The sequence below is a fragment of the Mucilaginibacter sp. P5_A6 genome, assembly GCF_056400585.1.
In genome coordinates this window covers 99,130-113,184 of sequence record NZ_JBFUKZ010000018.1, presented here as the reverse complement: position 1 = coordinate 113,184, position 14,055 = coordinate 99,130, and the positions used below count along the sequence as shown (strand labels likewise).

Genomic DNA, 14,055 nt, shown 5'->3' with positions numbered 1-14,055 from the left:
TTAGGCAGGGGTTATTTTTTAAGATGATCATAGCCTTGCGGCAGGCGGGTATAGCCGTGGTTAACCAGGCGATCGGCCAATACATTGTAGTATCCGGCATCAACAGGCAGGGCAGTAGCCAGCCCATCAACATAGCGGTTATACAGGCAAAACAAGGCCGCTATCAGCACAGTATCATGGATTTCGATATCCGTTGCTCCGGCAGCTTTAGCCCTTTCCACATGCTGCGTGGTTACATTTTTACCGCTTTGGCCGGTTAGCCTGGCAATGGTAAGCAGCGCCTTCATTTTTTCGGTAACGGGGGCTGTCTCGATGTTTTCCTTTACTTTTTGGGCAGTTTCGCTTTCGCCCGCATAGAGGTCGGCTGCGGCGGTATGGGCTGTGGTGCAAAATTTACAATGGTTACCATGGGATACAACGGTTGCAATCAGTTCACGGTCGCCTTCTGATAAGGTTGAAGGGCCACGTAGTAAAATCTGTGTCAGATCGCGGATGGGTTCAGCAGTTTCTTTGCTATACTCAAGCAGGCCGGTAATTCCCGGTAAATGAGATTCAAGAGGTATGTAGGGCATGATGTTAATTTGAAAATTTGGTAATTTGAAGATTTGAAAATGGGCCGGAAGACGGCTTAAGCACAATAAGCCTTTTTATAGGGATATTACTAACGTGTTTTATGTCCTAACCTCAATGTAAAAGAGAGAGGGTTATTAAACGCGCGGGCAAATCCTGATAAAAAAATCAACAGTGCTGTAAAGCAAATCCGGAAAATGAATTAAACAGGGTAGGGGTATTAGCAGGAAGCCTTAGGCGGTTGCTCGGGGATATCCTGGTGGTAATGAACTAAAGGCTGTACGGGTTGTACAACGTTTTTCTGCAAATTTTTTATCGGGCAATAAAACTCAAACTGTACAAAAGAGAAACTGATATTTTCCTGTACAATTATTTTACCATACGGAACATGATCTTTTTGAGGTACCGGGATATCTTTAACACCTTTTGCATTCAGTATGTTTTTTTCAAGCGGCTGCGTGGTTTCATAATTGGGAATACACATCAGGTGGATGGCATTCCGGGTTATTTTCATTTTTACGTAGTTATAGTTGGTGTTACCAAAGCTGATCTGCCCGGCTATGTTTTCAAAATCTTTCCAATCGTGGATGTTGGGTAAGTTAATGGGTATAGCTATTTCGGTAAGGTCCTTAACATTATAAAGGCCCTTGCGGGTTTGTTCGGTAAAAAATTTAGCTGTTTTATATACCCGATATTGGTGTAATGCCAGTTGCCCGCCAATATTTAGCAGGTGAATGTTTAGTAACATTAAGGCAATAAACTTTTTCAAGCCGGTTTTAACTTCAAAGGGTTATTTAAAGATGTGATTTATATGTAAGCTTTCAAAATTAAATTTAACAATTTACTCAGAAGCTGTTTAAATTTGATTTATTAAGTGTTCCATTTGAGTGCAGTGGAACACCCCGAACGCTTTGGAACGCATTGTGGCTGATTATCAACAACTTAAGCTTTTTAAAAATCAACAAAGACCGGAACGCTTATGCGACTGATAATCAACATTATAAATCCAAATATTAACTTATGATTAAAATTGAGCTAGCGGACTGTAGTTCGATATCTGAATTTATCGCGCGCAAAGGTGCTAAGACGCAAAGTGATTTACTTCTTTTTTCTTTGTTGGTTAATTTCTATATAGTGTTCCTGTCTTCACTATAAATACACTTTTTTGAAGAAAAATCAATTTATATCGGGATATATAGAGCCGGATTAATTGGAAACTTATCATCCGCCTTTCTCACAAATCCGGCAAATTTTAGCGTCAATTTAAGAACCACAAAAGTTATAAATCAAAAGCCCATAGTTTAATGCCACTTAGAAAATTGAAAAAAACAGTAATGACGAGTTTTTTTTTATTTTTAAACGGCCTCTAAGCAATACTTTACTATGGAACAATAATATAATCCTTACGAGTGCTGTCTGCGCTTAAACTCGCTTGGTGTACAATCATATTTTGCCTTAAATACAGTTGCAAAGTAATTAGGACTGGCAAAACCAACCATATAGGTGATCTCGGATATAGAGTACGCCTCATGAACCAGCAGGTATTTAGCTTTCTTTAGCCTGCGGTTTAAAATATAGTCGGTAATACTACAGCCAAGCAGGGCCTTTACTTTACGGTAAAGCTGCACGCGCGATATGCCTATGGTTTTGCAAATATCATCAACGTTAAAGCTTTCGTTGGCCAGGTTTTGCTCAACAATGCCTGCAAAATCATTCAGGAATTTTTTGTCGATGGTTTTTGATACCGGCATTTTGCCATGACTAACATCGCTGGTGAAATGCTCTTTTAGTATTACCCTGTTTTTGATGAGGTTTTTTACGGTTGCCAGTAATTGGTCGTAGTTAAAAGGCTTTACCATATAGCAATCTGCCATACTGCGGATGCCGTCTATTTGTTGTTCAACCCCGGCCTGCGCGGTTAGCAGTATAACAGGTATATGCGATGTACGGATATCGGTTTTTAGGTTTTCGGTTATCACCTTGCCCGACATGCCCGGCAATACCACATCTGATATGATCAAATCAGGAACTTTTTCAAATGCTTCGGACAATCCTTGTGTGCCGTTATTAGCGGTGAAAATTTCATAATCAGCCGCCAGTTTATCGGTGAGGTAGTTTAGCAGGTCGGCATTGTCTTCTATAATGAGGATGGATTGTTCCTTGGGATGAGTAAGTGCATCTGAATCGGTTTTTATTTCGCCTTGCTCCAGGTCGGTGGTATAGATGCGGGCGCGCTCTTCAATGGCCACTGCATTTATTGCAGGGCTATTGTTATCGGTGGTATAGTTGTACAGGTTACCGAGGGGAAGGGTTATCGTAAAAGTTGTGCCCTGCCATTTTTTACTACTTAACTTAATGCTGCCATGATGAAGGGAAACGATTTCCCTGGATAAAGATAATCCCAGGCCGGAGCCGCGGTAGTTACCGTTATCAGCCTGGTAAAACTGGTCGAAAACATGTTCCATTTCTTCGGGCTCCATACCTATGCCATTATCCTGTATGGCTATTTCCACATTTTCGGAATTTTGAGTAAGCATTACCTGGATCCTGCCATTATCTTTAGTGAATTTAAGCGAATTTGATAATAAATTAAAGAAAACCTTATCCAGCATATTCGCATCAAACCAGGTGGTTATATTTTTTTCTGCCGATATTAAATTTAGGCTGATGTTACGTTTTTGGGCATTATGTTGAAAGCTATCCAGTATATCTTTAACAAACTCCACCAGGTTGCTGGGTGATGCATTAATCTGCTGCTTATCATATTCAATTTTACGGTAATCTATTAGCTGGTTAACCAGTCGCATCAATCTGAATACGTTTTTATAAATCAGTTTTAAGTTTTTACCGGCAACGATGTTCAGCTTTTCGTTCTTCATCATGTCTTCAACAGGGGAGAGAATGAGCGTTAATGGCGTACGGAACTCATGCGAAATATTGGTGAAGAAATTAAGCTTGGCTTCGGTTGCAGCTTCTGCGCGTGCCGACATTTCGATCAACTGGTTACGCTGCGACAGGATCTCGTTGTTTTTGGCTTCGAGGCTTCTGTTAATCTTACGGTTTTCCATCAGCCAGTAAAAAGCAAGCCCCCCGAATACAACAGCCAGCACCAGTGTTATCACGGTGATATTTAAAACTAACTGTTGACTGTTATAAATCTGGCGCTGCTCTTCCAGTAAGGATTGCTGCCGCTCAATATCTTTTTGCTGGCTGTTGATTTTGTTCCATTGCAGCTTCATGAGTTGTACATTGGTCGAATCAATAACCAGCGACTGCAAAATGTTCTCCTTAGCAAATGATTCTTTGTTCAGGATGCGGAAAGCTGTTGTGATAGCTTCTTTACCACCGGTTGGGTATACCAAACTGGCATCAATAATTTTGGATGCCACCATTTGCAGACCACCTCCGTTCCCGGGCATTGCGTCAACCCCCAAAACTTTAACATGATGATCTAAGTGCAGGCTATTTAGCACATCCCTCGATCCTACGGCCATTACATCGTTATGGGCAAACAGGGCATCGGCTGTTTTTAAATCCGCTTGTACCAGGTTTAGCTGCTTTTGGGCATGATCTTTCAGCCAGTCGCCGTATACCTGTGCTTTAATGTGAATGTTATTAAACTTTGATAGTGCATCACTAAACCCCCTATGCCTTTCAATTGCCGGGGACGAACCCGGAAGTCCCATCACCTCTACAATGTTGCCTTCACCTTTAAGGTTAGCTCCTATGTACTCGCCGGCCATTTTACCAACCTGGTAATTATCGGCACCTACATAAGCTGTATACAGGTCTGAGGATGTTTTGCGGTCGATAACTATAACAGGGATACCTTTATTATAGATTTGTTCAACTATGCCTTTAAGCGGCTGTGCTTCGTTGGGAGAAATGATCAGCAGGTCGATGCCTTCATCCAGCATTTTCTTTACCTGTTCAATTTGTTTTTTACTGCTGTTATCAGCATCGGCATAAATAAATCGGGCATCCGGGTGTAATGAAAGTTCCATTTTCATTTCATCCAGCATATTGCGCCGCCACAAATCAGAGCCTACGCATTGCGAAAAGCCTATTGTATATTGTGATGTTTTGTCGGCTTTTTTACAGCCGGCAAATACCGTTAATATAAATACGGGTAACAGGAATATGCTGCGCAGGTTATAATTCAAAGCCATTAACTTCAATCAGTTTCGTATAATAATTTAACGTTTAAGTACGGTTGTATTGGCCGATGCTATCCCTTTTTGGATGCTTCTACACAAATGTATCGAAAAATGTTTCTACAAAACAAACAGGGAAGCCTGCAGGGAGTGCAGCGGATGTATCAAAACTGAAATAAGCAGGTAACAAAAACAAACATGTTGCTGAAATAAAAATGATACTTTATTTTATTTACCTGAAAATCAAGTATTTAAACCTGTTTAAATTTTTGTACTGTTTTGGTATAAAATCAATAACTGCTGCTTTGCAAATGGCCCTACTTTGCAATCGTAAATCCAATTAACACCTTTTATAATTATTATGAGAAAACATTCCGTCCTGGCTTGGTCCATGGTCGTAGCCCTTGGTGGCTTCCTTTTCGGGTTTGATACCGCAGTAATATCGGGCGCCGAAAAATCTATCCAGCAATTCTGGCATCTGTCTGTAGTGGAGCATGGGCTTACTATTTCTATCGCGCTTATAGGTACCGTGATAGGTTCCCTTTTAGGAGCAAGGCCATCAGATATGTTTGGACGGAAGAATACTTTATACTTTGTAGCCGCTGCTTATTTATTATCATCAATAGGTACAGCGCTTGCCGACAACTGGCACGTATTTTTAATTTTCAGGTTATTGGGTGGCCTGGGTGTAGGTATATCATCCGTTACCGCTCCCATTTATATATCAGAAGTATCGCCTGCCGACCGTCGGGGAAGGCTGGTGGGTTTATTCCAGTTCAACGTAGTATTGGGTATCCTCGTCTCGTACCTGTCAAACTACCTTATCAGCCAGGGCGGCGAAGCCTCATGGCGCTGGATGTTAGGTGTACAGGCATTCCCGTCGTTACTTTTCCTGGCGCTCATCTATTTTATACCCGAAAGCCCGCGTTGGCTTATTCTTAAAAAAGGGGAAACCGGCAGGGCGCTTGAGATCCTAAGGATCATAAATCCGCTTAATTGCGATCAGGAACTGGCATCTATTAAAAACTCCAATTTAAATGCGGGTTCTTCAAACACCAGTCTTTTTTCTGGCCAGTATAAAACTCCGGTGATATTGGCCGTGCTTTTCGCCTTTTTTAACCAGGTATCGGGCATCAACGCCATTATATATTACGCGCCCCGCATATTTGAAATGGCCGGGCTTGGCGCTCATTCTTCACTGCTATCTACAGTTGGCATCGGGTTAATCAACTTTATATTCACCCTGTTAGGCATCAATATTATTGATAAAGTAGGTCGCCGTACATTAATGCTTGTAGGTTCTTTCGGCCTTATAGCATCGTTATTCCTGGTAGCGTTTACCTTTTACACCGGACATTTTAACGGTTTTGCCATACCCATTTATATGATGGTGTTCATTGCCTTCTTCGCCTTTTCGCAGGGGGCGGTTATCTGGGTGTTTATCTCCGAAATTTTCCCAAACCAGGTGCGTGCAAAAGGGCAAACATTGGGGAGTTCAACACATTGGGTTATGGCCGCGATAATTGCCTTTTGCTTTCCTTACCTGGCCGAGTCGTTGGGTGGTGCAGTTACATTTTCATTCTTTGGGACGATGATGATCTGCCAGCTCGTTTTCGTATGGAAGTTTATGCCCGAAACTAAAGGACGCTCACTGGAACAGATTGAAACTAACATGGTAATGCATTAATAATTAAATCATGATGAACCTGCAAACAGAAATATTAACCCCGGCCATTTGCTATGGCGAAATCCTTTGGGATGTGCTGCCCGATGGCCCGCAACCCGGCGGCGCTTTGCTAAACGTATCGTACCATCTGAATAAATTAGGTGTACCGGCCAGCCTGGTAAGCAAAATAGGTAATGACATTGACGGCCAAAAGCTGGAAAGCCTGCTTGACGGCTGGGGAATACCTAAACATTTGCTGCAAACGGATACCGAACACCCCACCAGCCAGGTAATTGCCAAAATGAATAATGGCAATGAAGTATCGTATGAGATAGTTTTCCCGGTGGCCTGGGATTTTATTAACGATAGTGAGCACATCCTTAGTCAACTGAAGCCATCAACCTACCTGGTGTATGGCAGCCTTGCATCAAGGAACAGCGTATCGCGCAATACCTTGTTTGAGCTGTTGGAAAGTGAAGCCATTAAAGTGTTTGATATTAACCTGAGGCCGCCGTTCATTAGCCGCGATTTGTTGGATGACTTGCTTCATAAGGCCGACATTGTAAAATTTAACCAGGCCGAACTGGAAATGGTACAGGGCTTATTCCGTGGATCATTCTGGAAAGAATCGGAACAGATCAAGTTTATCCAGGATCATTTTAACATCCCCGAGATCATTGTTACCAAGGGCGAGTTTGGCGCATCATATTATAAGGGCGATAACGCTTACCATGTAGCCGGCCGAGAGGTAAAAGTTATAGATACCATTGGCAGCGGCGATTCGTTTTTAGCCGCCTTTATAGCCAACCATTATCATGGCGAACAGCCGCAAACCTTATTGAAAAATGCAATAGCGATGGGAGCATTTATTGCGACAAAGAAAGGAGGTTGCCCGGATTATAAAATAAAAGAATACCAGGACTTTATAAACAAAATGTTTTAACCCCAACCAATAAACTTAAATAAAAATCAATGAGAAAATTATTACTTATTTGTTCCTTTCTTATACTGCTCATAAGCAAGGGACATGCGCAATCCCGTATCATTACCGGGACTGTATTGGATAACACATCAAAACCAATGGATGGTGTTACCATAGTGGTTGTTGAAACCCAAAAATCAACATTATCAGATGCCAGCGGAAAGTTCAGTATCTCTGCAGCAACCGGGCAATCTATAAGGTTTTCATATGTTGGCGTTAAGCCGGTAGTTATAACGATTGCAGCCGATACCAAAGTGCTTAATGTTGTATTTAAAGATGCCGCAAACACCCTTAATGAGGTAGTGGTAACCGGTTATACATCCGAAAGAAAGAAAGACCTTACGGGCGCTGTTGCAGTTGTTGATTTGGCACCCGTAAAAAACAACAGCTCGGGCAATACCATGCAGGCTTTGCAGGGCAGGGTTGCCGGTTTGTACATCGAAAAAGATGGATCGGCTAATGGCTCAACCAGCAGGATCCTGATCAGGGGTGCAAATACGTTGGGCAATAACAACCCTTTATATGTTATTGATGGTATACCCACCACCAGGCCCGAGGTGTTTCAAAATTTATCACCTTCAAACATCGCATCGGTACAGGTATTGAAAGACGCATCGGCCGAGTCGATTTACGGCGCAAGGGCTTCAAACGGCGTTATCATTGTTACTACCAAAAACGGTGGCAATACCGATGGAAAAGTTCAGTTCCAGTTTAATAACAGTACCTCTATCCAATCCGAAAAATCACTGCGGTTTAAAATGCTGAACGCCGCCGACAGGGGCAAGGCCTTATGGCAGGCCTCGGTAAATGACGGGCAAAACCCTACCGAAGGCTATGGAGAAATTTATAATTTTGACTGGAACAATAACTATAGCAACCCGGTTTTAAATAGTGTTACCGCCAAACCATTTGTAGGTGGCGATACCAATACCCCCGTAGGCGATACCGATTGGCAAAGCGTATTATACAAAACCGCATTTGTTTACAACAATGATTTCACCGCTTCGGTAGGTAACAAAAATTCGTCGCTGCAAATTAATTTCGGAAACATAAAAAATACCGGCCTGGTAAGGTTTACCAAATACGGGCGCACTACGGGTAGCGTCAATGCTGTAACCCGTGCCTTTGACAGCAAAGTAAGTTTTGGTGTTAATTTAAAAATTACCAATTCCAATGAAACGCTTACAACTAAGGACATTGGCGGTGCTTCGACCCCGTCTTTGGCCGCGACACTGGCACCTACTATTCCTGTATACCAAAAAGATGGTGTTACTTACGCCGGTGAATCGGGCGCGGGATACTCTGACAGGAACAACCCCCTGCACATGCAGGACCTGGCGAAATGGAATAACGCCAATCGTTTAAGCACATTTGGAAACGTTTTCCTGGAAATTCAGCCAATTAAGAATTTATTTATTAAATCTAATTATGGTGCTGATAATGCCAACTATTTAAGCAAGGTAATTACACCAACTTTTACTGAAGGTGCTTTAAGCAACACTACAAACAGTTTATTTTTTGATCAAAATCATTACTTAAGCACTACGCTGTCAAATACAATCAGGTATAACCTCGATTTGAATGCAAAAAATCACTTCAAATTTTTAGTTGGTACAGAATACGTTAAAACATTTACTGATTTTCAAACTACCAAAAAAGAAGGTTACACCGTTCAGACCGAGGATTATTTCACATTGGACGCAGGAATAGGAAAAACAATCGTTACCGGCACTTCGCTGGGAAACAAGTTGCTTTCTGAATTCGGCCGCCTGGATTATAATTACGACGGCAAATATTTAGCATCCGCTACTATTCGCCGGGATGGCTCTTCCAGGTTTGGTGCGAATAATCAATATGGTATTTTCCCGTCAGCTTCTTTGGGATGGAGAATTGATAAGGAAGGTTTTATGAAGAATAACGGCATTTTCTCTGAATTAAAAGCAAGACTTGGTGTGGGCCGTGTTGGTAACCAGGAAATCGGCGATCTGTCGCGCTACTTGCTTTACTACTCGCGATATGGCACTTCCCAGAACGAACTGACGCCTGGCTTTTGGGAACAATATATGAATGTTGGCACCGCATATTCCTTGTCAGGAGCTAATACCGGAGCTTTACCTTCTGGATTTGTTCAAACACAAGCGGCAAACCCTGCACTTAAATGGGAAACTACAGATGAAATTAATGGCGGGTTAGATTTTGCCCTGTTTAATGATAAAATATCTGGTTCATTTGATTATTTCTCACGAAAAACATCTGATATATTGATTACTCCCCCGGTTGCATCGGCCTTGGGCGAAGGTCAAAGCAAAACAGTTAACGGTGCTTCAAAAACCAATAAAGGCTGGGAGTTTTTAGTGACTTATCATGGGCAGCAATCGGGCGATTTTAATTACAATGTAACCCTAAACTTTTCGCACTTCAGGGATAAGATCACCGTTTTGCCTGAAAATGTTCGACCTGCTTATGCTGGTAATATAGGTAACACGATCATTGGTCATTCTCAATTTGACATTTTTGGCTACAAAACCGCAGGCCTTTTCCAATCCCAGGCTGAAGTGGATGCAGCGCCGGCTCAAATAGGTGCCGGGCCAGGAAGAGTTCGTTATGTGGATATCAATCATGACAATAAAATTGATGCCGATGATCGAACCTGGATAGGGACTACATTGCCCGCTTTAGAGTACGGTGCAAGAATTGATCTGACTTATAAAAAGTTTGATTTATCCATATTTGGATCGGGTGTTGCAGGGAGAAAAGGGTTTGATATTTATACCTTTTATAATAACCTGATGCATAGCCGGGAAAATGTGGGCCCAGGGGTATTTAACGGTTGGACACCGCAACATACCAACACGAATGTACCAGCCCTAACGCTTAAAGACAACAACAACGAAGGCAGAACTTCCGATTATTTCATTGTAAATACATCTTATTTCAAAGTGAGAAATATTCAGATCGGGTATAGCATTGTACCGAAAGCGGTTTTTTCCAGGCTACGGCTATTTGCTATGGCTGAGAACGTGTTTACATTTAAGAGTAAACAGTATTTAAGTCCGGATCCGGAAAGATTGAGCCTTGACCAGGTTCCGATCCCTAAGGTCTTCAGTTTTGGTATTAATGCATCATTTTAAAATATTCGATATGAAAACGAAAATATTTATAACAACAATTTTATCGGGGCTAATCATTCTTAGTTCCTGTAAAAAAGCACTGGACTATACTCCAAAAGGAGCATTATCCACCTCAGACCTTACTTCGCCTACGGCTGTAGAGGGATTGGTAACCGCGGCCTATGCCGCTATTGGCAACGGCGATATGATAGGCCCTATATACAGCGACTGGGCGTACGGCAGCGTTCGCTCAGATGATGCCTACAAAGGCGGCGGTGGTACCGGCGATGTTGGTGAAGTTGATGCTTTGGAGCATTACAACCTGGTAACCCCATCCATGGATGCCTTTGTTTCGCGCACCTGGAAAAATTTGTTTAAATCTATTTCAAGGGCAAATGTGGCGTTAAGAGCCGTTACTTCGCTTTCGGATGCTGATTATCCTAACAAAAAGACACGTTTGGCCGAATTGAGGTTTTTGCGTGCGCACAGCTATTTTACCATGAAGCTGCTTTATAAAAACATTCCCATTTTTGACGAAAACGCCTCTTCGGATGATATCCTGAAAGTTTCAAACACGTTACCAAATGAGGATGCATGGAATAAAATTGCCGCCGATTTTCAATACGCTATTGATAATCTGCCGGTGACTCAGCCCCAGCTGGCAAGGGCCAATAAACTAAACGCCCAGGCTTATTTAGCAAAACTGAGGTTATACCAGGCTTATGAGCAGGATGATAAGCATCATGTAACCAATATCAATAAAACAAGGTTGCAGGAGGTGGTTGATCTTACACAAGCTGTTATAGCATCGGGTAAATACTCATTGAGCAGTGATATTGCTGACGATTTTTTACCAGAAACTGAAAACGGACCTGAATCGGTATTCGCGATACAGTTTACCATTAATGACGGAACTACTGCCGGCCGTATGAATTTTGAGGATGGTTTAAATTATCCGCATGGCGCACCACAATACGGTTGCTGCGGCTTTCATGCTGCAAGTCAGAATCTGGTGAACGCCCATACTACTGATGTAAATGGCTTGCCCAACTTTGATTCATTTAACAACAGCATAGCCGATTTAACAAAAGTAACCGTTGATCCAAGGTTAGATCATACTGTTGGGATAGATGGCCACCCATACAAATATGATAACACAAAGCTATTCAGCAACAGCTGGGTACGTGATCCTGGTGTTTATGGAAATTTCCATACCATGCGCAACCAGCAACTGGCTACAAGCTCATCATACTTTAAGCTTGGTCCGTTTATGGGGTCGGCAAAAAATTATGATATCATCAGGTATGATGATGTTTTATTAATGCAGGCCGAAGCCTATATTGAACTGGGGCAGCAGGCAAGCGCTTTGCCACTCATTAACCAGATACGCAACCGCGCCGCTGCAAGTACAGGAAGGCTTAAAAAACTGGATGGTAGCTTTCCGTCCAATTATAACGTTAAACCCTATAGCATTGCCAACTGGACGCAGGATTATGCCCGCAAAGCGCTGCAATGGGAAAGACGCCTTGAGTTTGCTACAGAAGGCGCGCGTTTCTTTGATTTAGTGCGATGGGGCATTGCCGAAAAAACCTTAAACGACTATATCAATATTGAAAAAGGCAGGAGAACATTTTTAGCTACCGCTAAATTTACAGCAGGTCGGGATGAGTACCTGCCTATACCACAATCCGAAATTACATTTACCAACGGTTTATATAAACAAAACCCGGGATATTAAGATTGTTAATAAAATAACGGGTACCTGGCCTTATAAATTAGGCCGGGATCCTGTTTTTTTAAAACTAAATTTATGAAATATTTCTTTTAAGGTTTTTGAATACACCTGCCCAATAATATAACCTATTAAAAGCTTAAATTATGAAAACTAAATATGGCATATTAATGCTGATTGCCTTTATTACCGTAGCTTGTGTTTGTAAAGCTCAGGATATTTCAAAAAAACCTTACACGGAGGCATACCGCCCGCAGTTACATTTTTCGCCAAAAGCACATTGGGTAAATGATCCCAACGGCATGGTGTACTTTAACCACACCTATCACCTGTTTTTTCAGTATTACCCTAAGGATATTATTTGGGGCCCAATGCATTGGGGGCACGCGGTAAGTAAAGACCTGGTGCACTGGAAAGAACTGCCGATAGCTTTATATCCGGACAGTTTGGGCTATATATTCTCTGGCAGCGCCGTGGTTGATTCTAACAACACTTCGGGCTTTGGTAAAAAGGGCAAGATTCCGATGGTAGCCATCTTTACCCACCACGATCCGAAGGGAGAAAAAGCAGGAACAGACGTTTTTCAGAACCAAAGTATTGCATACAGCCTGGATGAAGGGAACACCTGGACAAAATACAGCGGCAACCCGGTATTGAAAAATCCAGGTATCAAGGATTTTAGAGACCCTAAAGTGATGTGGTATGCCAAAGAAAAAAAATGGGTGATGACTTTGGCTACTAAAGATCACATTACTTTTTATTCGGCAACCGACCTAAAGAAGTGGAAAAAGGAGAGTGAGTTTGGTTTAAGAGAGGGAGCGCACGGCGGGGTATGGGAATGCCCCGACCTGTTCCCTTTAAAATTGAATGGTAAAACATATTGGGTATTGATAGTAAATATTAATCCGGGAGGGCCAAACGGAGGATCGGCCACGCAGTATTTTATAGGCAGTTATAACGGTAGCAAGTTTACACCAATAGACACCAAAACCCGTTGGCTGGATTATGGCCCGGATGAATATGCAGGGATAACATGGAGTAATACCGGCAGCCGTAAAATATTTTTAGGCTGGATGAGCAACTGGGAATATGCTAACCAGGTACCAACCGAAAAATGGCGCAATGCCATGACAATCCCGCGCGACCTGCATTTAAAGCAAAGTAACCAGGGTATCGTGATAGCATCGGCACCCGTGCCCGAACTGGCTAAGATCAATACAACAACGGTGGCTTTAAAAAATGTACAGGTTAATAAAACGCTTGACTTGTCATCAAAGACCATAGGCTTTAAAAGCCAGTATGTATTAAAGATGAGCCTTGCGCAATTAAAAGGTTATACCATAAAGCTATCAAACAAAAAAGAACAAGAGCTGCTGATTGGTTATGATGAAGCAAAAGATCAGTACTTTATCGATCGTACAAAATCAGGAAAGATTGATTTTCAAAAGGATTTTGCCGGCCGGTTTACAGCGCCGAGGTTTACAGCCGCTAAAAATTCAGATATCACCATTGTGGTTGATAAAGCATCTGTTGAACTTTTTGCTGATGGGGGATTAACTACCATGACGGCTGTTTATTTCCCTGACGGGGACTTCACTAACCTTGCTATAAATACCACCGAATTGAAAGTTAAGGGCCTTAGTATTACCGGGTTAAAATCTACCTGGAATAAGTAAACCGGATTTAACTTTTGAAGCGCATTAAACAGCGCGTTTCTCCATAATCTAATCATAGGGATTGAAACCCTCTTATGTTTTTCTTAAGGCGCTTCCGCAAAATGGGAGCGCCTTTTTTTGGTTAATAGCCACATTAATTTTGCATTTAAAATTGTTAAAATAAAT

The 14,055-nt window shown here is 42.0% G+C and carries 8 protein-coding genes; 5 read left to right on the top strand and 3 right to left on the bottom strand.

Annotated features, from left to right (window positions below; all coding sequences use genetic code 11):
• Positions 1 to 11: 11 nt before the first annotated feature.
• The 3 genes from AC1DO4_RS18505 to AC1DO4_RS18495 all read right to left on the bottom strand — a co-directional run bounded on the left by AC1DO4_RS18505 (position 12) and on the right by AC1DO4_RS18495 (position 4,739).
• A complete protein-coding gene (locus AC1DO4_RS18505) occupies positions 12 to 572 on the bottom strand; it encodes a carboxymuconolactone decarboxylase family protein (RefSeq protein ID WP_477418485.1) in 561 nt (186 codons plus the stop codon).
• 218 nt (positions 573 to 790) lie between these two features.
• Positions 791 to 1,318, bottom strand: a complete 528-nt coding sequence (locus AC1DO4_RS18500) for a hypothetical protein (RefSeq protein WP_477418483.1) — start codon at positions 1,316 to 1,318, stop codon at positions 791 to 793.
• 655 nt (positions 1,319 to 1,973) lie between these two features.
• The gene (locus tag AC1DO4_RS18495; protein WP_477418481.1) at positions 1,974 to 4,739 is read right to left on the bottom strand and encodes a substrate-binding domain-containing protein; all 2,766 of its coding nucleotides are present in this window, start codon (positions 4,737 to 4,739) and stop codon (positions 1,974 to 1,976) included.
• A 346-nt stretch (positions 4,740 to 5,085) separates the two neighbouring features.
• Between AC1DO4_RS18495 and AC1DO4_RS18490 the strand changes: the two genes are divergently transcribed.
• The 5 genes from AC1DO4_RS18490 to AC1DO4_RS18470 all read left to right on the top strand — a co-directional run bounded on the left by AC1DO4_RS18490 (position 5,086) and on the right by AC1DO4_RS18470 (position 13,890).
• Positions 5,086 to 6,411 (top strand): sugar porter family MFS transporter, encoded by a 1,326-nt coding sequence (locus tag AC1DO4_RS18490; protein ID WP_477418479.1) that lies wholly within the window; start codon positions 5,086 to 5,088, stop codon positions 6,409 to 6,411.
• A gap of 10 nt (positions 6,412 to 6,421) precedes the next feature.
• A complete protein-coding gene (locus AC1DO4_RS18485) occupies positions 6,422 to 7,333 on the top strand; it encodes a carbohydrate kinase family protein (protein WP_477418477.1) in 912 nt (303 codons plus the stop codon).
• 29 nt (positions 7,334 to 7,362) lie between these two features.
• Positions 7,363 to 10,503 carry a SusC/RagA family TonB-linked outer membrane protein gene (locus tag AC1DO4_RS18480; RefSeq protein ID WP_477418475.1) on the top strand — a complete coding sequence of 1,047 codons (3,141 nt, stop codon included), beginning with the start codon at positions 7,363 to 7,365 and terminating at the stop codon, positions 10,501 to 10,503.
• A 10-nt stretch (positions 10,504 to 10,513) separates the two neighbouring features.
• Positions 10,514 to 12,220 (top strand): RagB/SusD family nutrient uptake outer membrane protein, encoded by a 1,707-nt coding sequence (locus AC1DO4_RS18475; protein ID WP_477418473.1) that lies wholly within the window; start codon positions 10,514 to 10,516, stop codon positions 12,218 to 12,220.
• Between the two features lie 140 nt (positions 12,221 to 12,360).
• Complete coding sequence (locus AC1DO4_RS18470) at positions 12,361 to 13,890, top strand: glycoside hydrolase family 32 protein (RefSeq protein WP_477418471.1); 1,530 nt, start codon at positions 12,361 to 12,363, stop codon at positions 13,888 to 13,890.
• The last annotated feature ends 165 nt before the right edge of the window (positions 13,891 to 14,055 follow it).

Coding starts and splice junctions, on each gene's coding strand:
- AC1DO4_RS18505 (WP_477418485.1), bottom strand. CDS start 572: ATGCCCTACATACCTCTTGAATCTCATTTACCGGGAATTACCGGCCTG.
- AC1DO4_RS18500 (WP_477418483.1), bottom strand. CDS start 1,318: ATGTTACTAAACATTCACCTGCTAAATATTGGCGGGCAACTGGCATTA.
- AC1DO4_RS18495 (WP_477418481.1), bottom strand. CDS start 4,739: ATGGCTTTGAATTATAACCTGCGCAGCATATTCCTGTTACCCGTATTT.
- AC1DO4_RS18490 (WP_477418479.1), top strand. CDS start 5,086: ATGAGAAAACATTCCGTCCTGGCTTGGTCCATGGTCGTAGCCCTTGGT.
- AC1DO4_RS18485 (WP_477418477.1), top strand. CDS start 6,422: ATGATGAACCTGCAAACAGAAATATTAACCCCGGCCATTTGCTATGGC.
- AC1DO4_RS18480 (WP_477418475.1), top strand. CDS start 7,363: ATGAGAAAATTATTACTTATTTGTTCCTTTCTTATACTGCTCATAAGC.
- AC1DO4_RS18475 (WP_477418473.1), top strand. CDS start 10,514: ATGAAAACGAAAATATTTATAACAACAATTTTATCGGGGCTAATCATT.
- AC1DO4_RS18470 (WP_477418471.1), top strand. CDS start 12,361: ATGAAAACTAAATATGGCATATTAATGCTGATTGCCTTTATTACCGTA.